Source organism: Spongiactinospora rosea, assembly GCF_003315795.1.
GTDB lineage: Bacteria > Actinomycetota > Actinomycetes > Streptosporangiales > Streptosporangiaceae > Spongiactinospora > Spongiactinospora rosea.
In genome coordinates, this window is the sequence record NZ_QMEY01000019.1 from 81,933 (window position 1) to 107,598 (window position 25,666).

Here is a 25,666-nt window from a genome sequence, read left to right on the forward strand (position 1 = left end):
GTGGGATCGTACGGTCAGGTCTCATGTCACTTGACGACCTTTCAGGCGTCGCGCGTGCTCAGGGCACTGCGCCGCCGATGCGGCGGGCGCGTGTCGTGGCGCTCGATGTTCTGCGTGGGTTCGCGTTGTGCGGGATTCTGCCGGCCAATGTCGCGCCGATCGCCAATACCGGTGAGGCCGTGCGGGCCGTCACCGCCGGGCATGGTGTCGATCTGCTCGCGCTCCTCGTTCACCAGCGGTTCTTCCCGATCTTCTCGCTGTTGTTCGGGATCGGGTTCTCGCTGCTGCTGGAGTCGGCGGGTGACCGGGTCGAGCGGCCGCGCGTGCTGCTGCTGCGCAGGCTGCTGGTACTGCTGCCGATCGGGCTCGCGCACATGTTCCTGCTGTGGCCCGGCGACATCCTGACCGTGTACGCCCTCGTCGGTCTGGTGGTGCTGCTGCCCTCGACGTGGCTGCCGCGCTGGGCCGTGGCCGGGCTCGGGGCGGTGTTGGTCGTGGCGTCGCTGGTCGTTCAGGGTGGGCACTACTCGCTGGTGCCGGGGCTGTTCCTGCTGGGCTCGGCGTTGACCAGGTACGGCGTGATCGCACGGATCGAGCGGCGCACGTGGGTCACCGTGGTGCTGTGCGCGGGCTTCGCCGTCGCGGCGGCGCCGTTCGTGGTGGCGCAGGTGGCGTCCCCCGACGCCCGGGTGTTCACCGTGGCGGGGCTGCTGCTGGCCGCCGCCTACGTGACCGGGCTGGTCTGCCTGATGGGCACGCCGCTGCGGCCGGTGCTCACCGCCGTGTTCGCGCCGCTGGGCAAGATGGCGCTGACCAACTACCTGAGCGCCACGGTCATCGTCAAGGTGATCGCCCCGGCCTTCGGCGGTACTCCCGCGGCCTGGCCCGCGGAGCGGATCGTGCTGATCTCCTTCGTCGTCCTCGCCGCCCAGTGGGCGATCTCCACCGTGTGGCTGCGGATGTTCCGGTACGGGCCGGTGGAGTGGCTGTGGCGGTGGGCGACCTGGCTGCGCAGGCCGCCGCTGGCGCGGCGGCCTTGACCACACCCGAAGCGAGCGCTCAGCGGGACGTGTTCTGGTCGCCGGGCGTCGCGACCTCGATGCGCAGCCAGGACGGCAGCAGCCGCTGCACGCTCGCCAGCGCCATCACCCGCGAGACCGCGCCCGCGACGGTGAGGGCCCCGGCCACCCAGGGGATGGTGTCCCGGATGCCGGTGGCGGCCACGATGCCGGGCAGCGCGACACAGATGCCGACGAACGCCTGCAGGGCCGTGCGGATGGCGCGTTTGTTGTCGTCGCTCACACTGCTCACCTCCGCCGGGGCGGCGACGGCCCTTCGTCACCTTCGCGTCTACCCGACTCGATGGTAACCCAAGGTCATGATTACTTTACCGTTAGTAGTAGGTGCGGGTCAGCCCGGGGCCTGGCGGCTGAGGTGTTCCCAGGCGCGGTACTCCTCGGTCCTGGCCTGGTTCATCTGCTCGACCAGGTCGAAGGACCGGCTGCCGACGATCAGCCGGAGCGGCGGGTCGGGCAGGTCCACGAGCCGCATGACGACCGGCGCGGCCGTGCCCGGGTCCGGCCCCGCGTCATCGCCCCACATCTCGGCCAGTTCGGCCCGCAACTTCTCGTAGGCCGGGTGCGGGGTGGTGGCCGTGGTGCCGATCGTGAACAGGCCCGTGTCGTAGCCGCCCGGCTGGACGATGGTGACCTTGACGCCGAAGGGGGCGACCTCCATCGCCAGCGCCTGGCCGAGGGAGTCGATGGCCGACTTGCCCGCCGCGTACATCCCGGCCGAGGCCACGCCGCCGCCCGTGCCCATCGTCGTGACCAGGAGGATGTGCCCGGAGCCCTGGGCCCGCAGGTGGGGCAGCACGGCCTGGGCGACCCAGATCTGGCCGAGGACGTTGACGTCGAAGTGCGCTCTGATCTGGTCCTCGGTGGCCTCCTCGACCATGCCGTACAGCATCGTCCCGGCGTTGCTCACCACGATGTCGAGCCTGCCGAACGCGGCCACCGCGCGCTCCACGCCCTCGTGCACCGCGGCGCGGTCGGAGACGTCGAGCGGGACGCAGGCCAGTGCGTCAGGGTGGCGGCCCTGCAACTCCGCCAGCGGCGTGAGGTCGCGGGCCGCCGCCACGACCCGATCTCCCCTGTTCAGCGCCGCTTCCGTGAACGCCCTCCCCAGGCCCCTGGACGCGCCCGTGATGAACCAGACACGCACCGGCACCCACCCCCCTGCCGTTTCGTCGAGACAAGCTTGAAACCGGAAGCATATGGCCTCACCTGCGACGGCACGGCACGGGGGTGCGGGCGGCGGCGGTCAGGGGCCGGCGGTCTGGTGCAGGCGGCTGGAGCGGCGGGCGATGGACTGGACGATCTCGCCGGTGCGCACCGCCGTCATGGACAGCAGTGAGGAGGCGATGCCGTGCGTGCCCTCGGTGGCCCCCTGCAGGTAGACGCCCCAGGTGTGCCCGGGCTCGGTGGCGATCCGGTAGTCGCGTTCCACCACCGGCCCGCCGTCCTCGCGCAGCCGGCAGAACGCCCCGGCCTCGCCGAGCAGTTCGAGCGGGTCGCGCTCGCGGTAGCCGGTGGCGAAGACGATGGCGTCGGCCTCCAGGGCGGTCGTCTCGCCCGTGGGCAGGAAGCGGACGGTGGCCCGCACCGAGTCGGGCCCGGCCAGTATCCCGGTCAGCCGGGAGGCGTTCATCACCCGCAGCCGCTCGCGCCCGGCCACCTTCTCGGCATAGGACCGGCGGTACAGCTCGTCGATGAGGTCGAGGTCCACCACCGAGTAGTTGGTGTTGCGCGAGTAGTCGAACAGCATCCGCTTCACGTCGTCGGGCGCGGAATAGTAGTGGTCCACGGCCTCGGGGTCGAAGATGCGGTTGGCGAAGGAGCTGTCGTCGGCGGGCGAGTAGCCGTACCTGGTGAAGACCGCGCAGACCTCCGCCTCGGCGTGGCTGCGGTGCAGGTGCTCGACCGCCTCGGCGGCGCTCTGTCCCGCGCCGACGACGACGAACCTGCGCGGCTCGGGATCGGGCAGCGCCGCCAGCCGGGTCAGCAGTTCCTCGGTGTGCCAGACCCGCCCGCCCTGCTGCACGCCCTCGGGCAGCACCGGGTCCAGGCCGACGGCGATCACGATGTTGCGGGTCAGGCAGGTGTGCAGCTCGCCGTCGCGCTGCACGACCACCTCCAGCGTGCCCGAGTCGGCGGGCCGTACCGAGACGACCTCGGACCCGTAGCCGACCTGGTGCTCGAAGGCGGCGGCGGCCCACTCCAGGTAGTCGTGGAACTCCAGGCGGGTGGGGAACATGGTCTTGTGGTTGATGAAGTCGATCAGCCTGCCCCGGTCGTGCAGGTACGCCAGGAAGGAGTGCCTGCTCGTCGGGTTGCGCAGGGTGACCAGGTCTTTGAGGAAGTGCACTTGCATGGTCGCGCCGTCGATGAGCATGCCCCGGTGCCAGCCGAACCGCGGCTGCTTCTCGAAGAAGACGGCGTTCACACCCGAGCCGTACTGCTCTTCGAGTGCCACCGCGAGTGCGAGGTTGGACGGCCCGAAGCCGATGCCCACTACGTCATGGACCTGGCCATGTAACGATTTCGACATGTTCGCCCTTCGTGCGAAAACCGGCTGGGCCGACCTCTTTCTTAGGCAAGGCTCACCTAACTTAGCAATCCTTTACCTTCATGTGAAGCGGTGGGCCAGGTCCTCGGCGATGACCTTGATCAGGGCGTCGCGGCCCGGCACGAGGTAGAAATGGTCGCCCGGCATGGGGTGCAGCGTGAAGCCCGCGCTGGTGTCGGCCGCCCAGGCGGAGATCCGCCCGGCGTCCACCGTGTCGTCGTGGTCGGCGCCGAACGCCGTGATCGGCACCGGCAGCGGGGCGGCGGGCCCGCGCCGGTAGGTCTCGATCAGGTGGTAGTCGTTCCTGACGATGGCCAGCACGATCTCGCGCAGTTCGGGGTCGTCGAGGACGATCGGGCTGGTGGCGCCCTGCGCGAGCAGGTCGGCGGCCAGGGCGCCGTCGTCCAGCAGGCGCCGGGTCTTGCCGGTCACCGGGCCGGGGGCCGGGCAGGCCGAGACGTACAGGGCCGCGGGTGCGGCGGCGGGGCCGGTGAGCAGCCTGCGGGTGGTCTCGTAGGCGACGGCCGCGCCCATGCTGTGGCCGAACAGGGCGGCCGGCAGGTCGCGGGCGGTCGCGGCCAGGGCGTCCGCGACGCCGTCGGCGAGCGGGCCGATGTCACCGATCAGGTCCTCGGCCAGCCGGTCCTCCCGGCCGGGGTACTGCACGGCCCATACTTCGAGCCAGGGCGGCGCCGCCTGGCCCCAGCCGCGGAAGAAGCTCGCCGCGCCTCCGGCGTGCGGCAGGCAGATCAGCCGTGCCGTGGCCTCGGGCCGCGGGGTGTGGACGCGGATCCATGGACTGTCAGGCGGGGTGCTGGGCGTCATGCCCCCCATGCTCCCCCATCCGCGCCACGTCACCCCCGGGACGCCCGGCCGCGCGGGCCAGCGCGGCCTCCAATGCCGGCGCGGAGAACTCCGGCAGCACGGCGGCCAGGTGACCGTCCGGGCGTACGAGGTGGACGCTGTCCGGACTCGCCCGGAGCGCCGCGGACAGTACGCCGCCGGGGTCGATGTCCGGCAGCGCGTACACCCGCGCCGGGACCCCGGAGAGGTGGCCCGCGGCCTGCCGGGCGGCCCCGGCCCGGTCGCCGCGGGCCACCAGCACGGTGAACGCCGGGCCGAACAGCCGGCGCAGCCGGGTGCGCTCGCCGTCCACGACGGCGGGGCCGTCCGGGCAGATCACCCCGGGCACCGGCGGGCGGTCCGCGCCCGGCTCGCCGGGCACCTCCCCGGCCGGGGTGGTCAGCGGCGAGCCGGTGTACCAGTAAGGCTCGGCCAGCCTGCCGGAGTCGATCAGCCGCCGGGCCCCCGGATCGCGTACCGCCCTGGACAGCACCGACCGCCGCCAGGCCCGGCGCTCCTCGTTCTGCGGCACCAGGAACTCCATGGTGTCGCCGGTGACCTTGAGGTTGACCAGCGCCGCCGCCCGCCGTTCGGCCTCGTAGGCGTCCAGCAGCGCGCCGCCCGCCCCGCCCGTGCGGGTAAGGCCGAGCTTCCAGGCCAGGTTCTCCGCGTCCTGGACGCCGGAGTTGAGGCCGCGCGCGCCGAACGGCGCGTACAGGTGGGCCGCGTCGCCCGCCAGGAACACCCGGCCGCGCCGGAAGGCGGCGGCCACCCGCTCCTGGAAGCGGTACACGCTCAGCCACACGATCTCGTACGGCAGGTCGCCGGTGATCCGCCGGATCATCGCGTGGACGTCGGCCTTCGCCGGGTCGAACCCCGCCGGGACCTGCCAGTCGATCCGCCAGACCGACCCGGGGCAGTGGTGGACGAGGACCTGGCGGCCCGGGTTCCACGGCGGGTCGAAGTAGAACCGGCGCTCGCTGGGGAACGGCAGGTCGGCCCGGATGTCGCAGATCAGGAAGCGGTCGTCGAAGGAACGGCCGGGAAAGCCGATCCCGGCGAGGTCCCTGACCGTGCTGCGCCCGCCGTCCGCGCCGACCAGGTGGCTGCCGTGGATCACGCTGTCCCCGGCCACCACCTGCACGCCGGTCGCGTCCTCCCGGTAGCCGGTCACCGGATGGTCGTACCTGAGGTCGATCAGCGGCTCGGCCGCGGCGCGCGCCCGCAGCAGTTCCTCCACCCGGTCCTGGGAGATGTTGATCCACGGCGGGTGGCCTTCGCCCCGGTAGCCGGGGAAGGACACGGTGAACAGTTCGTGCTCGCGGTAGTAGGTGCGCCCGGTGGTCCAGGTCACGCCCTCGGCGACCATCTCGCGCGCGCAGCCGGCGCGCTCCAGTACGTCGAGCACGTCGCCCTGGAAGCAGATGGCCCGCGACCCCGTCCCCGCCCGCCGTTCCCTGGCATCCGCGACCAGGGTGGGCACGCCCCAGCGGGCCAGCAGCAGCGCCGTCACCAGCCCGACCGGGCCGGCGCCGGCGATCACGACTGGAGCCGGTCCCATACCGCCCGGTCCCGCTCGGCGGTCCAGATCGCCGGCCGTTCGACGCCCGACAGCTCGTCCCACAGCCGCGAGACGTTGAACGGCAGGCAGTGCTCGAAGATCGGCCAGCCGCCGTAGCGCGGCGCGAGCGCCGCGTGGGCCGCCTGGAAGGCGTCCTTGAGCGTGCCGCCGCGCTCCCGCGCGCCGCCCACCTCGCGCCGCATCACCCGCAGGAAGTCCCTGGTCTGCGCGATGGCCGCGGCCACCGCCGGACGGCCCCGCACGACCGCGCCGCGCCCGCCGACCAGTACCTCGGCGGGCAGTTCCGCCACGCGGTCCAGCGTGCCGCCCGCCCAGTCGGCGTGGTAGGCGTCGCCGGTGTAGAGCGCCGCCTGGGCCTCGACCAGGTCACCGGCGAACAGCACCCGCTGCCGGGGCAGCCAGGCCACGATGTCGCCCTCGGTGTGGCCGCGGCCGAGGTGGCGCAGCTCCAGCGTCCCCCGGTCGCCGCCCAGGTGGATGGTCATCCGGTCGGAGAACGTCACGTCGGGCCAGGTGAGGCCGGGGATGGAGGCGGGCTCGCGGAACAGGCGGGGCATCCTGCCCAGTTCGGACTCCCAGTCCTGCCTGCCCCGCTCGGCGATCAGCGCCCGGGTGTTGTCGTGGGCCACGATCGTCTGCGCGTCGAACGCCGACGCGCCCAGCACCCGCACCGCGTGGTAGTGCGACAGCACCAGGTGGCGTACCGGTTTGGCGGTGTGCTCGCGCAGCCTGGCCAGCCACGCCCGCGCCGCCACCGGCGTGGCCAGCGCCTCGAAGCAGACCAGGAAGTCCTCTCCCTCCACGGCCCCCACGTTCGGATCGCCCTCGGCGGTCAGCGCGTACACGCCGTCGGCCAGGACCTCCATGCTCTGTTCCTTCTCCGCCAGGTCCGCGGAGGAGGCGAACGCCTTCTGCACCATTGGGCGAAACTCCATCGATCGCGACATCCCCTCCTTCGACTCTCTCTCGTCACGGCCGTTCGCGCCAGCGCGGCACGGGCGTCACCGTTATGGGGGTGTTCATGTCGAACTGGATCTGCGCCGGGGTCAGCGCCTGGTCGTACAGCCGGACCTCGTCGATCTCCCCCGCGAAGAAGTCGCCCCAGAACGCGTTCCCGCCGATGAACAGGTCCCACCCGGTCGAGACCCGGATGTCGCCGGTCACCGCCTGCGAGCCCGCGAGCGTGCCGTTGACGTACAGCCGCAACGCCGACCCGTCGTACGTCGTCGCCAGGTGCGACCACTCCCCCGCCGTCAGCGCCGACGCGCCGAACGTCTCGGTCTCCCCCGAGATGCTCACGATCGACGAGGGCCGCACGTTCGAGGTGGACCCGAACAGCCCGTACGACAGCCCGCTGGGATGCTCCTTCACCACCACCGTGTCGTACTCGTCACCCACCGAGACCGGGCGCACCCACGCCTCCACGGTCATCGCGCCCGTCAGCCGCAGCGCCGCCGCGTCCGCCACCCGCACCCAGCTCGTCGAGCCGTCGAAGGACAGCCCCCGGCCGTGCCGCCCCTCCGTCCAGGCGGCGTTGCGCGCGGTGCCGGTGTGGCCGTTGCCGGAGGCGTCGGCGACCGACGTGCCGCTCCCCTCGTCCATGCCGTAGGCGGCGACCAGCCCGGTGGGCCGCGGAACGGTCTGGTAGGTGGCGGTATAGGTGGCCGCCGTCGCGGGCGCGGTCACGTTGTGGCTGGCCGCGCCGCCGTCGGACCAGGACAGGAACCCCTGGTCGCCCTGCGGGAAGGGGGCCGAGATCGAGTTGCTGGAACCGGCGATCACCGTCCGGGTGAACGGCGCTGTGCTCTCCTCCCCGTTGAAGCCCAGCCGCAGGCCCGCCGGGACGGTCTGGAAGGTCAGGTCCACCGTCTTGGGCTGGAGCAGGACGCTCTTGGTGTCGGTCAGGCCCTGGGCGTCCCGCACGGTCAGGCGCAGCTCCAGGTGGGAGGGATATTCGTGGTCGGGGGCCTGGAAGGTCCCGCTCGCGCCGGTGAACGTGGTGATCTGGTGCTCGTGGCAGGTGCCCGGGCAGTGGTGCAGGATCAGCGTCCAGGTCATCCGGGAGCCGGGGATCGTGCCGTCCTGGGCGTCGGCGCCGGTGCCGGAGAAGTTCACGGTCTCGCCGACCGCCCACGTCACCCCGGCGCCCGGCGCGTCGATCCGGGCGGTGGGGGCGCTGTTGTCCACGTTGACCGTGACCGTGGCGTCGCCCTGGCCGCCCCTGCCGTCGCTCACCCGCAGGCGGACCGCGTAGGAGCCGGGCTGGGCGTAGGTGTGGGACGGGGCGGCGGCGGTGGAGTCGTCGAGGTCGCCGTCGCCGTCCAGGTCCCAGGCGTACGTGAGCGGGTCGCCGTCGGCGTCGGTGGAACCGGCGGCGGAGAAGGCGACCGTCAGCGGCGCGGTGCCGGAGGTCCGGTCGGCGGTGATGACGGCGGCGGGCGGGGTGTTGGCGTAGATGTAGCGCAGGATGCGGCCGTTGTTCAGGTCCACGGCGAACAGGTCGCCGCCCGGGCCGGTCTCCAGTTCGACCACCGGGGTGGCGGAGTCGAAGGTGGCCACCGAGGCGGGCGCGGGCAGGCCGTCCGCGCCCTTGGGCATCACCCAGACGCAGCCGCGGCTGTAGTCGGAGAAGAACAGCGCGCCGTCGTAGGAGGCGGGGTAGTCGCCGCCGTCGTAGAAGGCCACGCCGCTGGCCGAGGAGCCGCCGGGCGGGCAGGGCTCGCCGGGCACGACGCGGGCGCTGTGCCGCCAGGCGAAGTACGGGGCGGAGTGCGCGCCCGCGCCCGCCGCGTAGAGGGTCTCGCACAGCGTCAGGTTGACGTTGTCGTAGCCGCCCTGCCGGTTCGGGCCCTCGTAGCAGGGCCAGCCGAAGTTCTGGACCTGGCCGGTGGGGTCCACGACCCTGCCGATCTCCTCGTAGGTGTCCCAGCCGACCTCGCCGTACCAGATCTCGTCGGTGCCCGGCCGGTGGGTGATCCGGTAGGGGTTGCGCATGCCGTGGGCCACGACCCGGGCCAGGTTGGCGTCGGCGCTGCCCGCGTTCGGGTTGCCCGCCGCCGCCTGCCCGGTGTCGGGGTCGATCCTGATCAGCGAGCCGTTCAGCCCGGCGGGGTCGGCGGTGGTCCGTACGTCCTGGGCGCGCAGCGCGCCGCCCTCGGCGTTGGGCGGGGTCAGCGCGGTACCGGCCGGGGACGGCGGGTCGCCGCAGGGATTGTCCGGGGTGATGTCGGAACGGGGGTAGTTGTCCTGGCCATAGTCGGCGAAGTTGAAGCTCGCGCCGTCGCCCGCGGACGCGTACAGCGCGCCGTCCCTGCCGAACTCCAGGTCGCCGACCGAGTGGCTGGGGTACTGCTGGCACCAGTCGGTGACCAGCGGGGTCTCCGCGCCGGTGGCCGACAGCACCGACAGCCGCCCGCTGACCAGGCACCCGTCACTGGTCGGCCCGGGCGGCGTGGGGCACGGGTCGTCGGTGGCACCGGCGGTGCCCCAGCGGGGGGCGGTGCCGCCGGGCGGCGCGTCGTAGGTGTACAGCACGTAGATGCGCGGATCCTGCGGGAAGTCGGGGTGCAGGGCCATGCCCAGCAGCCCGCGGTCCCAGAAGTTGTGCACCTGGGTGCGCAGGTCGGCGAAGACCTGCGGCGTGGTGTCGGCGAGCGAGTCGAAGACCTTGATCAGGCCGCTCTTCTCGGCGACGAAGATCCGCCCGTCGGCGGCGAACTCGACGTTGGTGGGCTGGGTGAGGCCGCTGAGCGCGACCTGCTTCCTGAATTCGGCCGGCAGCGCGGCCGCGGGCCGGGCGGTGAGCACGATCAGGCCCGTCATCAGCAGCAGGACCGATAGGAGGGCATGGCGGACACGCGTCATGGGTTCTCCCGGAGGTGAGCTGGAAACCGCCCGCGGCGCCCTCTGATCACCTCGGCGCCTAAGAAGATTTATCCGCCCCGGACGGTGCGATGCCAAACAAGTGACCACATGTGGTCATCGGCGGCGGCGTGGCGCGGCGGCCTCACAGGCCGGGGCCGGTGAGGCGGCGGTCGCCTTCGGTGGTGACCACGTAGACCTGCCAGGAGTGGTACCGGTAGAAGCTTCTGACGTCGCGTTTCATCTGCGCGGCGTGCAGCAGGACGGCGTTCACGTAGCGCTGTGAGTGGTTGTAGGCGAACAGCGCCCTGCGGTAGTCGCGGGGCGCGCCGGAGGCGTGCAGGTAGTTGGCCGCGGCGAGGATGGCGTCGCCGGTGTCGTGGACGTCGCCGCCCATGCCGTACGCGGCCCAGGTGCCCGGCATGAACTGCATGGGGCCCTTGGCCCCGGTGTGGCTGGGCGAGCGGACCCTGCCGAACTTGGTCTCCACGAACATCACGGCGGCGAGCACCTGCCAGGACACGCCGAACCTGCGTTCGGCCCGCTTGAAGTGGCGCAGCAGCGCCGCCGCCTGCTCCGGCCCGCGGACCCGGAACTTCGCGCCGCCCTTGAGCGGGCGCACCAGGGACAGCAGGTCGCGGGCGGCGGTGACGTCGTCCCTGGTCTGCCGGGCCAGTGCGGCGGCCAGGCGCGGGTAGGTGCGGGTGGCCAGGCCGGGCTTCCTGGCCAGGTGGCGTACGATCCGCTGCTGGCGCAGCGCGAGCAGCACCACGGCCTCGGGCGGGTCGCCCTGGCGATCCCAGGCGTCGATGGCCGCGCGCAGCGCCTTGGCGGTGGCGGTGAGGTCGGCGGCGAGCCCGGCGGCGTCCTTGGGCAGCGGCGCACCGGCCGCGGGCGCCCCGGGGTCCTTCGGGGCGGCGGCGGTGGTGGGGGTCGCGTTCCCGGGTACGGCGGGCGGGGTGGGGGCCGTCGTGCCGGAGGAGGCCGCCCCGCCGCACCCCGCGAGGACCGCCCCGGCCAGGACGGCGGCCAGCGCCGCCCGCAGTGCCCCGCCGTCCGCTCGCTGATCGCTCATCGGCCCCAAGGTATCGAACCCGCTCACTCCACGACGGCGTCTTCGGGCGCGCTCCTGGCCAGGGCGGCCAGGGTGTCGAGGGCCGACACCAGCGTGGGCACCGCAGGGGCGGCCAGGGCCAGCCGTACGGCGTTGGGGGCGTGGCCCGAACCGGCCGCGAACGCCGCCCCCGGGGTCACCGCGATGCCCTGCCGCGCGGCGGCGGCCACGAACGTGTCGGCCCGCCACGGCTCGGGCAGCCGCCACCAGCAGTGGTAGGCGTGCGGGTCGGCCGACACCTCGAACCCCGCCAGCCGCTCGGCCGCGATCCGCTGCCTGGCCGCCGCGTCCAGCCGCTTGGCCGCCTCTAGGCGGGCGGTGACGCCCTCGCTCATCCAGCGGGTCGCCGCGTCCAGCGCGAACGGCGAGGCCGCCCACCCGCCGGAGCGAAGCGCCGAGGCCAGCGGCCCGGCGAGCGCGGCGGGCGGCATGACGAACCCGACGGAAAGGCCCGGCGCGACCCGCTTGGACAGGCTGTCCACCACCACGACCCGGTCGGGCGCGGCGGCGGCCAGCGGCGGCAGGTCATCGCGCAGGAAGGCGTAGATGCCGTCCTCGATCGCGTGCAGGTCGTGGTCGTACAGCAGCCGGGCCAGGTCGAGCCGGCGATGCTCGGGGGCGGTGACGCCCAGCGGGTTGTGCAGCGCGGGCTGCAGGTACAGGGCGCGCAGCGGCGGGGCGGCGCGCACCGCGCCGGGGACGAGCCCGTGCTCGTCGGTCGCCAGCGGGACCAGGGTGATCCCGAGCCGGGTCGCCACGCCTTTGACGATCGGATAGGTCAGGGCCTCCACGCCGAGCCGTTCGCCGGGCGGTACCAGGGCGGCGACCGCGGCGGCGATGGCCTGCCGCCCGCTTCCGGCGAACAGCAGGTGGCGGGCATCGGGGGCCCATCCGCCGCGGGCGAGGGCCGCAGCGGCGGCCTCGCGGGCGGCCGGGGTGCCCGCCACGCCCATCGGCCGCAGCGCGGCGGCCAGCGCGTCGTGCCGCAGCATGCCGCCGAGCGCGGGCGCGAGCAGTTCGGGCTGCTCGGGCAGCACCGAGAAGTTGAGCTCCAGGTCGATGCGGGCCCCGGCGGGCTCGGCGAGCGCCGGATCGGCGCTCGCCCCGGCGGCCCGCACGAACGTGCCGCGCCCGACCTCGCCGACGGCCAGGCCGCGCCTGATCAGCTCGGCGTAGACGCGGGCGGCGGTGGAACCGGCCACCCGGTGCTCCCTGGCGAACCGGCGCTGTGGCGGCAGCCGGTCGCCAGGGAGCAGCTCGCCCGCGGCGATGCGGGCGGCGAGGGTGTCGGCGATGGCGCGGTAGTCCCGGTGGTCGTCTGCCATGCCCCCATTAAATTGCACCGAGAGCATTTTGGCAATTGCTCCGAGCAAACGCGCCGAATAGCATCGGAGCATGAGCACCGGGAAGACCGCCGCGGTCAATGGGATCACCATCGCTTACGACGACGAGGGCGACGTCGGCGCGCCCGCGCTGGTGCTCGTCCACGGGCACCCGTTCGACCGGTCGATGTGGCGTCCGCAGATCGGTGGGTTCGCCGGCGAGGGCCTGCGGGTGATCGCGCCCGACCTGCGCGGCTACGGCCGCAGCACGGTCAGCAGGGGGATCACCCCGCTGCCGGTGTTCGCCGCCGACATCGCCGCCCTGATGGACCATCTCGGCGTGCCCCGCGCCCTGCTCGCGGGCCTGTCCATGGGCGGCCAGATCGTGATGGAGTTCCATCGGTCCTACCCCGGCCGGGTCCGCGGCATGGTGCTCGCCGACACCACCGCCAGGGCCGAGAGCCCGCAGGGCAGGTGGGACCGCGCGATGACGGCCGACCGCCTGCTGCGCGAGGGCATGGACGGGTACGCGGCCGAGGTCCTGAACAAGATGATCTCCCCGGCCAACGTCGCGGCACTGCCCGAGGTGGCCGCCCACGTCCTGGCCATGATGCGCGGCACCGCGCCACAGGGCGCGGCGGCGGCCCTGCGCGGGCGGGCGGAACGGCCCGACTACCTCGGCTCCCTCGCCCGGGCCACGGTGCCCACACTGGTGATCGTCGGCGCGGACGACGAGTACACCCCGATCGCCGAGGCCCGGCTGATGCGCGAGCACATCCCCGGCGCCACGCTGACCGTGATCGAGGGCGCCGCGCACCTGCCCAACCTGGAGCGGCCCGCCGACTTCGACCGCGCACTGGGCGAGTTCCTGTCACGCGCGGTACCGCCCACGGGCGGCTGAAAGTCCGGCAGCGGATGCGACACGGACCCCTGAGAGGTGCCTTCTGATCGCATGCGGGCCCGGATGGGTCCATAATCCCGGTGGTTCTTCGTTTCACCTCCGGCCGGAACGGCCTCATGGCCCCGGCGGCGGAGCCCGATGACGCCCCGAAGGAGTCAGCCATGCGCGCAGCCCCCGCGCCGCCGTACCGGTCACGGTGAAGCCCTGAGCCGCCCGGCGCGCGATGTCGTTCGGACGTCGTCCCGTCGCCGGGAAGCCGCCGGCGGTTAACGATCAGCGGCTACACTCCCGCCGACCCTCCCCATCGAAGCGGAGCACATGAACCACCACTCCCCCACCCGCCGTGCCTTCCTGGCCGGAGCGGCCGGCGGCCTCGTCGCGACCTCGGTCATGGGCGCTCCGGCCGCAGCGGCGGCGGCGCCCGCCAGAAGGCCCAACTTCGTGATCATCCTGGCCGACGACCTGGGCTGGGGCGAACTCGGCTGCTACGGCCAGAAGATGATCGAAACCCCTCATCTGGACCGGCTCGCGGCCGAGGGGATCCGCTTCACCAGCGCCTACTCCGGCGCCCCGCTGTGCGCGCCGTCCCGGGCCTCGCTGCTCACCGGGCTGCACACCGGCCACTCCACCATCCGGGAGAACCCCGAAGGGGGTCCGCAGCTGTCCATGACGTCCGCCGACCTGACCTTCGCCGGGCTGCTCAAGCTGACCGGGTACCGCACCGCCTGCATCGGCAAGTGGGGCTTCGGGCCGGAGCAGCCGCGTCAGCCCTCGCATCCCAACGCGCGCGGGTTCGGCGAGTTCTTCGGCTTCATCGGCCACCGCCACGCCCACCAGTACTGGCCGGACTACCTGTGGCACAACCGCGAGACGGTGGACCTCGGCGGCGACTCGTACGCCCCCGACCTGTTCCTCGACCGCGCGAAGCGGTTCATCCAGGACGCGGCCGACTCCGATGACCCGTTCCTGCTGTACCTGCCCACCACGCTGCCGCACGCGCCGAGCGAGGTGCCCGGCACGGCCGGGCGGTACGAGGACAAGCCGTGGACGCGCGCCAACCGCAGGCACGCGGCGCAGGTCACCCGGCTCGACGCGCACGTGGGCGAGGTCATCCGGACACTGCGCGAGTCCGGCGTCGCCGACTCCACGATCGTGCTGTTCACCAGTGACAACGGGCCGCACCGGGAGAAGGGCGTCACGCCCTGGCTGTTCGACTCCAACGGCCCCTACCGCGCCGACAAACGAGACCTCTACGAAGGCGGCATCCGCGTGCCGCTGATCGCCTGGTCGCCGTCCCTGCTGCGCGCGGGGGCGGTGGAGAACGAGCCGGTGGCCTTCTGGGACGTGCTGCCGACCCTCGCCGACTTCGCCGGCGCCCCGATACCCGATCACCTGGACGGCCTGTCCATGCGCGGGCTGCTGACCGGGGCGGGCGGCTTCGCCGGGCACCCGCACCTGTTCTGGAACCGGCCGCGCAAGGCGCAGGCCGTACGCCGGGGACACTGGAAGGCCGTGCGCTTCGCGCCGCACATCGCGGGCGCGGGGCCGGACGGGCGGCTTGAGCTTTACAACCTCAAGACCGACCGGGGCGAGAAGCACGACCTGGCGGCCGAGCGGCCCGAGCTGGCCGCCGAACTCGACGCCCTGATGGACGCCTCGGTGGCGCCCGACCCGCGCCTGCCGTACGGGATGCGGCTCGCCGGGAAGGTCCAGGCGCACGGCGGCCGGACGCAGGAGCTGGTGGTCACGCTGCACAACGGGTCGAAGGTCTCCTGGGACGACCTGCGGATCGACCTTTCCGTGCCGAAGGGCTGGCGGGTCAGCAGGAGCACCGCCCGGCGCGTGCTGAAGCCGGGCGCCTCGGCCAAGGTGGTGTTCCGGGTGACGCCGCCCGCCCAGGCCGCGCCGCCCCGGAGGATCACCTCGACCGCGCGCTTCTCGGCGGGCGGGCGTTCGGTCCGCTTCCTGGCGCACCGCAAGATCGCCGTGGCGGCGGCCGACGCGGACCGCTGACACGACAGGACTTCCGGCCGCTCCGGGCTCCGCGCCCGGGGCGGTCCGGTACTCCCCGCCGGGGTACATCTGGGCCGAAACCCACCCCCGGGCTGGCGCAGGAGCGATGGGGATCGCAGACTGGAAGGTGACATCACTGGGCAATACGCATGGAGTGTGCCGTGCACGATCAGCAGACTCAAATGCCCGCACTGGTTCCCACCTTGTCGCGGGGCCGGCACCGAAATCCGCGTAAGGGCGCCTGCTTCATGGAACTGGCGTCCTACCTCGCGGGAGAGCGCTGGAGCGACCACCCGGCGTGCACGCACCCTCTGCTCGCCGCGCTGGCCCGCCTCGTCAACGACTTCACCACCGACGGGGCCAGGAACCAGCTCGCCCCGCTGATCCCGTCCGTCATCGGGCTCACCAGCGACGACCTGCGCGTGGACGCCAGGCTCGCGCTGCGCGCCGCGACCACGGCGCTGCCGGTGGTGGCCGCCGACCTCCAGCTCGCCATGGCCGTCTCGGTGCTCGCCGCCGAGCAGATCCTGGCCGAACTGGACGGGCGGACGGACGGCGAGCTGAGCGAGGAGAGCGAGCGCGCCCTGGCACAGGCCCCGCTCGCCGCGGAGGGCGCGCACAAGCTGCGCCGGGGCATCCGCGTCTCCGTACGCGGCTTCCGCCGCTTCGCCGCCCCGAACACGGTCCAGCTCGCCGCCCGGGGCATCGCCAACGCCTGCGTCGACGACGCCGACGCGCTCCTGCGCGGCCTGCTCGCCGACGCCATCAACGACTGCCGCGCCCTGATCGGCGCTCCGGCCCCACAGCACCGCACCCCGGTCCTCACCGACGCCTGACCCGCCTTCCCGGCGGGCCGCTCAGCGCGAAGGGGTTTCGGGACCCCGGTTCCCTGGAGGCAGGGACGGGCTTTCCGTGCGGGGCCCTTGCGGGCCACGGCCCCGAAGGAACCGGCGCGGCCGGGAGGTCCGGCGTCCCGGGCCGCGCGGGGTCAGGGGGCGGGGATCTCGGCGCCCCAGGGCCAGCGGGGGTGCGGGAGGCGGGCCATGATGTCGCGGACGGCGGCGACGGCCGGGGAGGCGACGCCGTCGGAGCGCCACCACAGGGCCACGACGCGCTCGCAGTGGGGGTCGGCGATCGGGACGAGGGTCACGCCCTCGATGTTGGCCGTGGTCATCGCCAGGCTGTTGGTGACGCCCGTGCCCATCCCGTGGCGGACCAGGGCGACCAGCGTCTGCGGCTGGTTGGTCTGGGCGGTGATCGTCGGGGTGAGGCCGGCACTGGCGAAGGCCAGGTTGGTCTCGTACTGCCGCCCGTTGCCCTCACCGCTCTCGCCGATGCTGATCAGCGGCAGGGCGGCGATCTGGGACAGCCGTACGTAAGGGCTGCGGGCCAGCGGGTGGTCGTCGCGGAAGACCGCGACCAGGGGTTCGCGCCACAGCAGCCGGCTGGACACCCCGTCGCTGCCGATCAGCGGCAGCAGCGGGCGCAGCACGAGGTCCAGGTCGCCGCTGGTCAGCGCGGCGCCCAGCGCCACGCTCGGCCCCTCGCGCAGCACGAGCCGCACCCGCGGGTGGTTCTCCCGCAGGGCCCGTACGGCGAGCGGGTAGAGGTAGGCGGCGGCGCTGGGATAGGCGCCGAGGCGTACCTCCCCGCGTACCGCGCCGCCCGTCATGTCCGCGAGGACGCCGAGCCGGCGCAGGATCTCCTCGGCGTGCGGGAGCAGCGCGCGCCCCTCGGGAGTGAGCACCGCCGGGTGCACCGACCGGTCCAGCAGCTTGGTGCCCAGCTCCCGCTCCAGGTCGGCCACGTGGCTGCTGACCCGGGGCTGGGAGCGGTAGAGCGCCTTGGCCGCCGCCGAGAACCCACCGTGGTGGGCCACCGCGACGAAGCTGACGATCCAGTCGATCCGGTAGTGGTACACACTCCTGAGGTCCATCAGCCGCTCCTTCGCCGATGGACACAGACCCTATACGGGCATTTTTCCGGAAATAAAGTCGAAAACCGTGTTTATCTCAGCAGCCTCAGCGGATGAACTGATCGACGTACCCCGCGCCCAGCCCCACCCGCTCGTAGTGCGCCCGGCACATGTCGATCTTGGTGAAGGTGTCCTCGTACCCCACCTGCACCCCCTCCTCGTCCACGTAGGCCATCGCCCCCGAGATGTTGAAGAAGGTGATCATCTCGTCGCAGTCGTCCGGCACCGCCAGCGTGTGGATCTCCCCCGGCGGCTCGTACACGAAGTGCCCCGCCTCGGCCACCCACGGGTGCTCGTAGTAGTGCCACTTGCCCTTGATCACGTACCCGAACACCGCCCCGGGGTGCCGGTGCCGCGACACGATCCCCGCCGCCGTCACCTTCAGCAGGTTGCACCACTGCCCGAGCACCGTGTTGAACATCAGCGGCCGGAACCACACGTTCGGCGCCTGCGGCACCCACACCCGCTCGTCCTCCGGCAGCGCCGCCACCGCGATCTCCGGCGGCACCACCCCGGACTGGGCGATCACCGGTCCGCGCGCGTTCGTCGTCATCGTGCCCTCACTCCTTCTCGCTCCTGGTCAGGCGGCGAGGTAGCCGCCGTCCACCGGCAGGACCACCCCGGTGATGAACCGGGCGTCGGGACCGCACAGGAACGCCACCGCCCCCGCCACGTCCGACGGCTCGCCCCAGCGCCGCATCGGCGTGCGCTCCACGATGCGCCGCTCGGTCTCCGGGTTCTGGTGCAGGTCGGCGGTCAGCGCGGTACGGATCCAGCCGGGCGCGACCGCGTTGACCCTGATGCCCTCGGCCGCCCACGCCACCGCCAGCGCCTTGGTGAGCTGCAACACCCCGCCCTTGCTCGCGGTGTAGGCCGGGACCAGCGGGCCGCCCAGGAAGCTCAGCATCGACGCCACGTTCACGATGCACCCGCCGGAGCGGGCCAGCAGTCCCCGGGCGGCGACGCACGCGCGCATCGCGCCGTTCAGATTGATCTCGATCACCCGCGCGAAGACCTCGGGGTCGTACTCCGCGCCGCGCCGCAGCACCCCGGCCGCGTTCACCAGCACGTCCAGCCGCGACAGCCCGGAAAGAAACCTCTCCAGGTCATCGCCGCTGGTGAGATCCAGCTCCACGGTCCGCGCGACCGCCGCGGCGGGCGAGTGCTCGGCGCGCAGCCCGGCGGCGATCACCTCCGCCCCCGAGGCGGCGAACCGCTCGGCTATCGCGGTACCGATCCCGCTGGTGCCCCCGACGACCACGACCGTACGGCCGGCGGCCTGCCCGGCCCCGGATGGATCCCGCCCGCTCTGCCCGCCCACTACCGTCCTTCCGCCGATCGCCGCTGGTGACGGGCACGATTCAACTCGCCGCCCGGCCGGTCGGTCACCGATCATGCGGTAGCGGGATGACGGTCATTCGGAATGAGCGGGTGCGCCGCGGGGATCAGTCCAGCATCGGGATGAGGTCGGCCACCGAATCGACCACCAGCGAGGGCCGGAACGGGAAGCGGTCGACCTGCTGGCGCGGCGTCACCCCGGTCAGCACGAGGATGGTGAACAGCCCCGCCTCCATGCCGGAGACCACGTCGGTGTCCATCCGGTCGCCGATCATCGCGGTGGTCTCGCTGTGGCCGTCGATGGCGTTGATCGCGCTGCGCATCATCATCGGGTTGGGCTTGCCCACGAAGTACGGCTGGACGTCGGTCGCCTTGGTGATCATGGCCGCGACCGCCCCGCACGCGGGCATCGAGCCCTCCGCGGACGGCCCGATCGGGTCGGGGTTGGTCGCGATGAACCTGGCCCCCGACTCGATCAGCCGGATCGCCTTGGTGATCTGCTCGAAGCTGTAGTTGCGCGTCTCGCCGAGCACGACGTAGTCGGGGTCGATGTCGGTGAGCACGTAGCCGACCCGGTGCAGGGCCGTGGTCAGGCCCGACTCGCCGATCACGTACGCCGAGCCGTCCGGCCGCTGGTCGGCCAGGAACTGGGCGGTGGCCAGCGCCGAGGTGTAGATCGACTCCTCGGGCACCTCAAGGCCCGCCGCCCTCAGCCGCACGGCGAGGTCGCGCGGCGTGTAGATCGAGTTGTTGGTGAGGACCAGAAAGCGCCTGCCCGACTCGCGCAGCCGCGCGATGAACTCGGCCGCGCCGGGCACCGGCTGCCCTTCCTTGACCAGGACGCCGTCCATGTCGGACAGCCAGCACTCAATGGGTTTGCGATCGCTCACCCGGCCATCCTACGCAGGCCGGCCCCCCGTCTCAGGGCCGCCCACCCGGCGGGGGTGCTGGTCGCGAGCGCCCGGAATGGGAACAATGCAGTGCATGTCGCTTCTAGAGAACGCCAGGGAAATGGCCGAAGACCTGGCACGGCTACGCCAGGACCTGCACACCGAACCCGAACTGGGCCTGCACCTCCCACGTACCCAGGAGAAAGTCCTCGCCGCCCTGGACGGCCTGCCCCTGGAGATCACCACCGGTGACGCGCTCAGCTCGGTCACCGCCGTCCTGCGCGGCGGGCGGCCCGGCCCCGCCGTACTGCTCCGCGGCGACATGGACGCGCTGCCGGTGACCGAGCGCACCGGCCTGTCGTACTCCTCGCGCCTGCCCGAACGGATGCACGCCTGCGGCCACGACCTGCACACCGCGATGCTCGCCGGGGCCGCGCGGCTGCTCGCCGACCGCAGGCAGGACCTCGCCGGAGACGTGATCTTCATGTTCCAGCCCGGCGAGGAGGGCTGGGAGGGCGCCAAGGTCATGATCGACGAAGGCGTCCTCGACGCGGCGGGCGAGCGCCCGGTCGCCGCCTACGGCATGCACGTGCTGTCCACCGTGCTGCCCGGCGGCCTGTTCACCAGCCGGGGCGGGCCCATGCTCGCCGCCGCCGACGCCCTCACCGTCACCGTGCGCGGCAGGGGCGGCCACGGCTCCACCCCGCATCTGTCCGCGGACCCGATCCCGGCGGCCTGCCAGATGGTCACCGCGCTGCAGACCCTGGTCACCCGGGAGTTCGACGTGTTCGACCCGGTCGTGGTGACGGTCGGCGCGTTCCACGCGGGCACCGCCGGCAACATCATCCCCGACCAGGCGGTCTTGGAGCTGACGGTCCGCACCTTCAGCGACACCAACCGGGAGAAGATCCAGAAGCGGATCATCGAGCTGCTGATGGACACCGGCACGGCGTACGGCCTGACGGTCGACGCCGCCTTCGGCAGGGGCTACCCGGTGACGGTCAACGACGCCAAGGAAAGCGCCTTCGCCGGCGACGTGGTGGGCGAACTGCTCGGCGCGGACCGCTACGCGATCGCCCCGCGGCCCATCACCGGCTCGGAGGACTTCTCCTACGTGCTGGAGGAGGTGCCGGGGGCGTTCATCGCGCTGGGGGCCTGCCCGCCGGACCTGGACCCGGCCACCGCCCCCTACAACCACTCGGCCGAGGCGGTGTTCGACGACGCGGTGCTCCCCGACGGGGCGGCGATCTACGCGGCCCTGGCCGAGCGCCGCCTGTCCATGGCGGAGTGAGCAGCAGGTGAGCGACAGGGCGGCGGGTACGGCCGAGACGGAGATGGACGCCTGGGTGGTCGCCCGCCCGGGGCCGATCGGCAGCGGGCCGCTGGAACGCGTCCGGCTGCCCGTCCCCCGCCCTGGACCGGACGAGGTGCTGGTCAAGGTGGAGGCGTGCGCGGTCTGCCGTACCGACCTGCACCTGGCCGAAGGCGACCTCCCGCCGCGCCGCCAGCGCACCGTGCCCGGCCACGAGGCCGTCGGCCGGGTGGTCTCGGCCCCGCCGGGCACGTTCCCGGCGGGCGCCAGGGTCGGCGTGGCCTGGCTGCGCTCGACCTGCGGCGCCTGCCGGTACTGCCGGCGCGGCCTGGAGAACCTGTGCCCGCACTCCACCTACACCGGATGGGACGCCGACGGCGGCTACGCCGGATACCTCACCGCCCCCGCCGCCTACGTCTACCCGCTCCCCGCCGGCCCGCCCGCCGCGCGGCTCGCGCCGCTGCTGTGCGCCGGGATCATCGGCTACCGCGCGCTGCTCCGCGCCGACCTGCCCGAGGGCGGCCGGCTGGGGATCTACGGATTCGGCGCGTCAGCGCACCTGACCGCCCAGGTCGCCCTCGCCCAGGGGGCGACCGTGCACGTACTGACCCGATCCCCCGCCGCCAGGAGACTGGCACTGGACCTCGGCGCGGCCTCGGCGGGCGACGCCCGCGACGCGCCGCCCGAACCGCTGGACGCCGCCATCCTGTTCGCGCCGGTGGGCGACCTGGTGCCGGTCGCGCTGGCCGCGCTGGACCGGGGCGGCGTACTGGCCGTCGCGGGCATCCACCTCAGCGACATCCCCGTCCTGGATTACGACCGCCACCTGTTCCAGGAGCGCACGCTGCGCAGTGTCACCGCCAACACCCGGGCGGACGGCCGGGCCTACCTCGCGGCGGCCACCGCGCACCCGCCCCGGGTGAGCACGGTGGCCTACCCGGCGGACGCGGCCGACCGCGCGCTCGCCGACCTGGCGGCCGACCGGATCAACGGCGTCGCGGTGCTCCACATGTCCTGAGGAGACTACGGCGCCAGCGCCTCCAGCGCCTCTTCGGCGCGGCGCATGGCGTCCGCGGGGTCGACGTCCGGCGCCCCGAACTCGCCGACGAAGTTGAGGTCGTGGAAGACCTCGGTGACGCCGCTCGCGGCCAGTTCCGCGACGTCCTGGCGGATCTCGTCGTAGGAGCCGGTGAGCGGCCTGCGGCCGGGCCGTCCCGCCGGGCCCGGCGTGGTCACGCCGCGGCAGACGATCCGCAGGGAGCCGGGGTCGCGCCCGGCCTCACGGGCCGCCTCCTTTACAACGTAGATCCGTTCTTTGATCCCCGACAGATCCTCCTGGCTGGAGCTGACCCAGCCGTCGGCCAGCCGCCCCGCGCGGCGCAGCGCCACGTCCGCCATGCCGCCGAGCAGGATCGGCGGCGGCCCCGGGACCGGCTTGGGGTCCTGGTGGGAGGCGGGGACGCGGTAGAACTCGCTCTCATGGTCGATCACCTCGTCGTTCCACAGCTTGCGCAGCAGCTCCAGGTACTCCTCAGAGCGCGCCCCGCGCCGCTCGAACGACAGGCCGGAGGCGGCGAACTCCTCCTTCAGCCACCCCAGCCCGAGCCCCGCCGTGAGCCGCCCGCCGGACACCGTCTGCAGCGTGGCGAGCTGCTTGGCCAGCAGCGCGGGTGAGTAGAGGGGGAGGTTCAGCACGGCCACCCCGAGCCCGATCCGGCTGGTCACCCCGGCCAGGTAGGCCAATGTGACGGTGGGGTCCTGCACACTGCGGTAGATCGGCCCCATCGGATGTCCCACGGGCATGAGCAGCCGCTGGAAGGTCCATATGTCGCTGTAGCCGAGCTCTTCGGCGCGGACGGCGATCCGCGCCATGTTCCCGGGGGTCGCCCAGGCTCCTGAAACCGGCACTCCGTATCCGATCCTCATGGGGTTCAATCTAGATTGGCCCGCATGCCTTCCCCCCCGTTGCCCCCGCTCGCGCGCCGGCTCGCCGCGATCGGCCGGGCGCACGCCGGACCGGACGCCCCGGCCGAACTCATCCCCACCAGGCCGGACGTGATGATCGTGCGGGTGGGCGCGCTCGTGGTCAAGGCGCATGCCCCCGGCATGGACGCCACGCTGCTCGCCCCCCGGGTGGCGGCCTCGGCCCACCTCCCCGGGATCATGCTGCCGCCCGCCGACACCGGCATCACCCAGGTGGACGACCGGCTGGTGTCGGTGTGGCCCGCCGGGGAGCCGGTCGACTCCGGCGATCCGGACGCCGCGCCGTGGGAGGAGGCGGCCCGGCTGCTGGCCGCGTTGCACGCCGTACCGGTCGCGGCGCTGCCGCCGCTGCCGCCCGCGGGCGGCCCCGGGCGGATGGCCAGGACCGTGGCCGCCCTGAACGGCGGCGGCCCCGAGGAGGACATCGTGCGCGCGGCGGCGGCCTCGCTGCCCGCGGGCGCCGCGCGCACCGGGCTGGCGCACGGCGACTGGCACCTCGGGCAGCTGGTGCGCCACCCGCCGGGCGCGGGCGAGTGGACGCTGATCGACGTGGACGACCTCGGCGTCGGCGACCAGGCATGGGACCTCGCCCGACCGGCCGCGTGGTTCGCCTGCGGGCTGCTCGACCCCGCCGTCTGGGACCGGTTCCTGACCGCCTACCTGGACGCCGGGGGCCCGGCGCTGGCCGGGGCGGCCGACCCGTGGGAACGCCTGGACGGACCGGCCAGGGCCTTGACCGTGCAGCTCGCCGCGGGGGCGCTGACCACCGCCAGGCGCGAGGGACGGCAGGTGGACGAAGTGGAACGAATGCTGGTGGACGCCTGCGTGCGGATCGCCGGAACGGATGTTCGCCCGCGCGCGCCGCACACGCAGTAGGTTGTGCTCAGAAAACCCTGAACCAAGGGCAAGGAGACCATTGATGCAGTGCCCTAAGTGCCGCGGCAATATGCGCACTTACGAACGCAATGGCGTGCACATCGAGCAGTGCGAGAACTGCCGCGGAATCTTCCTGGACTACGGCGAGCTGGAGACGCTGACCCGGCTTGAGTCGCAGTACTCCCAGCACGCCCCGCCCCCGCCGCCGCCGCCCGCGCATGGCGCGCCCGCCTGGGGCGCCCCGCACGGCGGATACCACCACGGGCACCGCCAGCGCAGCTGGGTCGGAATGCTCTTCTCCAGTTGACGGACGCGAGCGGTCCCCGGCCCGGTGGCCGGGGACCGGTTCAGCGGCCGGGCCGGGGGCGCGGGCTCACTGATCCCACGGTTCCTCGGTCAGCTCGCCGTCCGCGCCGACGCGCAGGGTCCTGGTGATCCCGATCTCGCCGAGGAAGGCCAGGTCGTGGCCGGCCACCACGAGGGCCCCCCGGTAGGCCGCCAGCGCCTCCACCAGGCGGCGGACGCTCGCCAGGTCCAGGTTGTTGGTCGGCTCGTCCAGCAGCAGCAGTTGCGGCGGCGGCTCGGCGCACAATAGCGCCGCGAGCACCGCCCGGAACCGCTCGCCGCCCGACAGGGTGCCCGCGAGCTGGTCGGCCCGGTCCCCCCGGAAGAGGAACCTCGCCAGTCGCGACCTGATCGTGTTGTCGCTCGCGGCGGGCGCGAACCTCCGCACGTTCCCCAGCACGCTCAGCGAGTCGTCCAGCAGGTCCAGCCGCTGCGGCAGATAGCGCACCCCGGCCACGCCGGCGCTCACCGACTCGACCGGCACGCCCCGGCCCGCCGCGCCGGGGGCGATCTCCCCCGCGACGGTCCGCAGCAGCGTGGTCTTGCCCGCGCCGTTCGGGCCGAGCAGCGCGATCCGCTCGGGGCCGCGCACCACCACCTCCCGCTCGTCGGCGATGCCCAGGGTCAGCACGGTACGACCGGCGGGGACCTCGGTGCCCGGCAGGTCGATCCGGATCTCCGCGCTGTCCCTGACCGACTCCTCTGCCTCGGTGAGCCTGCGGCGGGCGTCGTCCAGCCGTTCGATGTGCATGTTGCGGTGCTTGCCCGCGGCGACCTGGGCCTGCCGCTTGCGCTCGCCCATCACGATCTTCGGCTCGCGCTTGTTCTCGCTCATCTTCTTGCCGTAGCGGGCCCTGCGGTCCAGTTTGGTCCTGGCCTCGATCAGCTCGCGCTGCTGGCGGCGCACGTCGGCCTCGGCCACCCGGACCATCCGCTCGGCGGCCTCCCGCTCGGCCGCCAGGACCTCCTCGTACGCCGACAGGTTGCCACCGTAGATCCGGATCTCGCCGTCGGCGAGGTCGGCCACCCGGTCGACCAGGTCCAGCAGCTCGCGGTCGTGGCTGACGATCACCATGACCCCCGGCCAGGACTCCACCGCCGCGTAGAGCCGCCGCCTGGCGTCGAGGTCCAGGTTGTTGGTCGGCTCGTCCAGCAGCAGTACGTCGGGGCGGCGCAGGAACTGCGCGGCCAGGCCGACCATGACGGTCTCGCCGCCGGACAGGGCGCCGACCGTGCGGTCCAGCTCGATCTCGGTGAGGCCGAGCCGGTCGAGTTCGGCGCGGGCGCGTTCTTCGACGTCCCAGTCGTCGCCGACGGCGGCGAAGTTCTCCTCGTCCACCTCGCCCCGCTCGATGGCGTGCAGCGCGCGCCGGGCGGCGCTGATCCCGAGCAGGTCCGAGACGGTGGCCGCGGTGCCGAGCGGCAGGTCCTGCGGGAGGTAGCCGACCTCGCCCGCCACGGTGACCGTGCCGGAGCGCGGGCGCAGCTCCCCGGCGATGATCTTCAGCAGGGTGGACTTGCCCGCGCCGTTGACGCCGATCAGGCCGGTCGCGCCGCCGCCGAGGGCGAGGTCGAGGCCGTCCAGCACGGGCGTGCCGTCCGGCCAGGCGAAGGAGATGTCATCACAGACGATGGCAAAGGACATAAGGCGGCTCCCCACGGTGGTTTCTCCGGCATTCGGTAC

The 25,666-nt window shown here is 73.1% G+C and carries 23 protein-coding genes; 8 read left to right on the plus strand and 15 right to left on the minus strand.

Annotated features, from left to right (window positions below; translation table 11 throughout):
- Positions 1–23 precede the first annotated feature (23 nt).
- A complete protein-coding gene (locus tag DP939_RS32415; RefSeq protein WP_113984648.1) occupies positions 24–1,040 on the plus strand; it encodes a DUF418 domain-containing protein in 1,017 nt (338 codons plus the stop codon).
- Positions 1,041–1,059: 19 nt separating this feature from the next.
- Here the strand turns inward: DP939_RS32415 and DP939_RS32420 are convergent, their stop codons facing one another.
- The 9 genes from DP939_RS32420 to DP939_RS32460 all read right to left on the minus strand — a co-directional run bounded on the left by DP939_RS32420 (position 1,060) and on the right by DP939_RS32460 (position 12,352).
- A complete protein-coding gene (locus DP939_RS32420) occupies positions 1,060–1,302 on the minus strand; it encodes a hypothetical protein (protein WP_113984649.1) in 243 nt (80 codons plus the stop codon).
- A gap of 108 nt (positions 1,303–1,410) precedes the next feature.
- Complete coding sequence (locus tag DP939_RS32425; protein ID WP_225878636.1) at positions 1,411–2,229, minus strand: SDR family NAD(P)-dependent oxidoreductase; 819 nt, start codon at positions 2,227–2,229, stop codon at positions 1,411–1,413.
- A gap of 93 nt (positions 2,230–2,322) precedes the next feature.
- Positions 2,323–3,609, minus strand: a complete 1,287-nt coding sequence (locus DP939_RS32430) for a lysine N(6)-hydroxylase/L-ornithine N(5)-oxygenase family protein (RefSeq protein WP_199565564.1) — start codon at positions 3,607–3,609, stop codon at positions 2,323–2,325.
- A 78-nt stretch (positions 3,610–3,687) separates the two neighbouring features.
- Complete coding sequence (locus DP939_RS32435; protein WP_158578814.1) at positions 3,688–4,452, minus strand: thioesterase II family protein; 765 nt, start codon at positions 4,450–4,452, stop codon at positions 3,688–3,690.
- Positions 4,430–6,013, minus strand: coding sequence for an FAD-dependent monooxygenase (locus DP939_RS32440; RefSeq protein ID WP_263972360.1), 1,584 nt, complete (start codon positions 6,011–6,013; stop codon positions 4,430–4,432). The genes DP939_RS32435 and DP939_RS32440 overlap by 23 nt, the downstream gene beginning before the upstream one ends.
- A complete protein-coding gene (locus DP939_RS32445) occupies positions 6,010–6,972 on the minus strand; it encodes an MBL fold metallo-hydrolase (protein ID WP_113984652.1) in 963 nt (320 codons plus the stop codon). Before DP939_RS32445 ends, DP939_RS32440 begins: the two co-directional genes overlap by 4 nt.
- 49 nt (positions 6,973–7,021) lie before the next feature.
- A complete protein-coding gene (locus DP939_RS32450) occupies positions 7,022–9,916 on the minus strand; it encodes a LamG-like jellyroll fold domain-containing protein (protein WP_113984653.1) in 2,895 nt (964 codons plus the stop codon).
- Between the two features lie 142 nt (positions 9,917–10,058).
- Positions 10,059–10,988 (minus strand): lytic transglycosylase domain-containing protein, encoded by a 930-nt coding sequence (locus tag DP939_RS32455; RefSeq protein ID WP_113984654.1) that lies wholly within the window; start codon positions 10,986–10,988, stop codon positions 10,059–10,061.
- A 23-nt stretch (positions 10,989–11,011) separates the two neighbouring features.
- Positions 11,012–12,352 (minus strand): aminotransferase-like domain-containing protein, encoded by a 1,341-nt coding sequence (locus DP939_RS32460; protein ID WP_113984655.1) that lies wholly within the window; start codon positions 12,350–12,352, stop codon positions 11,012–11,014.
- Positions 12,353–12,422: 70 nt separating this feature from the next.
- Here DP939_RS32460 and DP939_RS32465 point away from each other — a divergent pair, with 70 nt between their 5' ends.
- The 3 genes from DP939_RS32465 (at position 12,423) to DP939_RS32475 (ending at position 16,099) form a co-directional block, all read left to right on the plus strand.
- On the plus strand, positions 12,423–13,250 hold the full coding sequence (locus DP939_RS32465) for an alpha/beta fold hydrolase (RefSeq protein ID WP_113984656.1): 828 nt from the start codon (positions 12,423–12,425) through the stop codon (positions 13,248–13,250).
- A 318-nt stretch (positions 13,251–13,568) separates the two neighbouring features.
- Positions 13,569–15,263, plus strand: a complete 1,695-nt coding sequence (locus DP939_RS32470) for a sulfatase-like hydrolase/transferase (RefSeq protein ID WP_113984657.1) — start codon at positions 13,569–13,571, stop codon at positions 15,261–15,263.
- Positions 15,264–15,511: 248 nt separating this feature from the next.
- Positions 15,512–16,099, plus strand: a complete 588-nt coding sequence (locus tag DP939_RS32475; RefSeq protein WP_199565565.1) for a hypothetical protein — start codon at positions 15,512–15,514, stop codon at positions 16,097–16,099.
- A gap of 152 nt (positions 16,100–16,251) precedes the next feature.
- Here the strand turns inward: DP939_RS32475 and DP939_RS32480 are convergent, their stop codons facing one another.
- From DP939_RS32480 to DP939_RS32495, 4 genes are all read right to left on the minus strand, one after another.
- Entirely contained in the window at positions 16,252–17,199 is a 948-nt protein-coding gene (locus DP939_RS32480) for a LysR family transcriptional regulator (protein WP_113984659.1), read from the minus strand.
- An 85-nt stretch (positions 17,200–17,284) separates the two neighbouring features.
- Positions 17,285–17,791 (minus strand): 2,4'-dihydroxyacetophenone dioxygenase family protein, encoded by a 507-nt coding sequence (locus DP939_RS32485; protein WP_113984660.1) that lies wholly within the window; start codon positions 17,789–17,791, stop codon positions 17,285–17,287.
- 27 nt (positions 17,792–17,818) lie between these two features.
- Positions 17,819–18,559, minus strand: coding sequence for an SDR family NAD(P)-dependent oxidoreductase (locus DP939_RS32490; RefSeq protein ID WP_225878637.1), 741 nt, complete (start codon positions 18,557–18,559; stop codon positions 17,819–17,821).
- A 124-nt stretch (positions 18,560–18,683) separates the two neighbouring features.
- The gene (locus DP939_RS32495; RefSeq protein WP_404828617.1) at positions 18,684–19,427 is read right to left on the minus strand and encodes an HAD-IIA family hydrolase; all 744 of its coding nucleotides are present in this window, start codon (positions 19,425–19,427) and stop codon (positions 18,684–18,686) included.
- Positions 19,428–19,560: 133 nt separating this feature from the next.
- Here DP939_RS32495 and DP939_RS32500 point away from each other — a divergent pair, with 133 nt between their 5' ends.
- Entirely contained in the window at positions 19,561–20,757 is a 1,197-nt protein-coding gene (locus DP939_RS32500; protein WP_113984663.1) for a M20 metallopeptidase family protein, read from the plus strand.
- Between the two features lie 7 nt (positions 20,758–20,764).
- Complete coding sequence (locus DP939_RS32505; protein ID WP_404828616.1) at positions 20,765–21,796, plus strand: zinc-binding alcohol dehydrogenase family protein; 1,032 nt, start codon at positions 20,765–20,767, stop codon at positions 21,794–21,796.
- A gap of 5 nt (positions 21,797–21,801) precedes the next feature.
- On the opposite strand, the gene DP939_RS32510 is transcribed toward DP939_RS32505, so the two are convergent.
- The gene (locus tag DP939_RS32510; protein WP_113984664.1) at positions 21,802–22,704 is read right to left on the minus strand and encodes a TIGR03619 family F420-dependent LLM class oxidoreductase; all 903 of its coding nucleotides are present in this window, start codon (positions 22,702–22,704) and stop codon (positions 21,802–21,804) included.
- A gap of 24 nt (positions 22,705–22,728) precedes the next feature.
- Here DP939_RS32510 and DP939_RS32515 point away from each other — a divergent pair, with 24 nt between their 5' ends.
- Positions 22,729–23,637, plus strand: coding sequence for a phosphotransferase family protein (locus DP939_RS32515; protein WP_113984665.1), 909 nt, complete (start codon positions 22,729–22,731; stop codon positions 23,635–23,637).
- Between the two features lie 43 nt (positions 23,638–23,680).
- A complete protein-coding gene (locus DP939_RS32520) occupies positions 23,681–23,944 on the plus strand; it encodes a TFIIB-type zinc ribbon-containing protein (RefSeq protein WP_111168749.1) in 264 nt (87 codons plus the stop codon).
- A 66-nt stretch (positions 23,945–24,010) separates the two neighbouring features.
- Here the strand turns inward: DP939_RS32520 and DP939_RS32525 are convergent, their stop codons facing one another.
- Positions 24,011–25,627 carry an ABC-F family ATP-binding cassette domain-containing protein gene (locus DP939_RS32525; protein WP_113984666.1) on the minus strand — a complete coding sequence of 539 codons (1,617 nt, stop codon included), beginning with the start codon at positions 25,625–25,627 and terminating at the stop codon, positions 24,011–24,013.
- Positions 25,628–25,666: the final 39 nt, after the last annotated feature.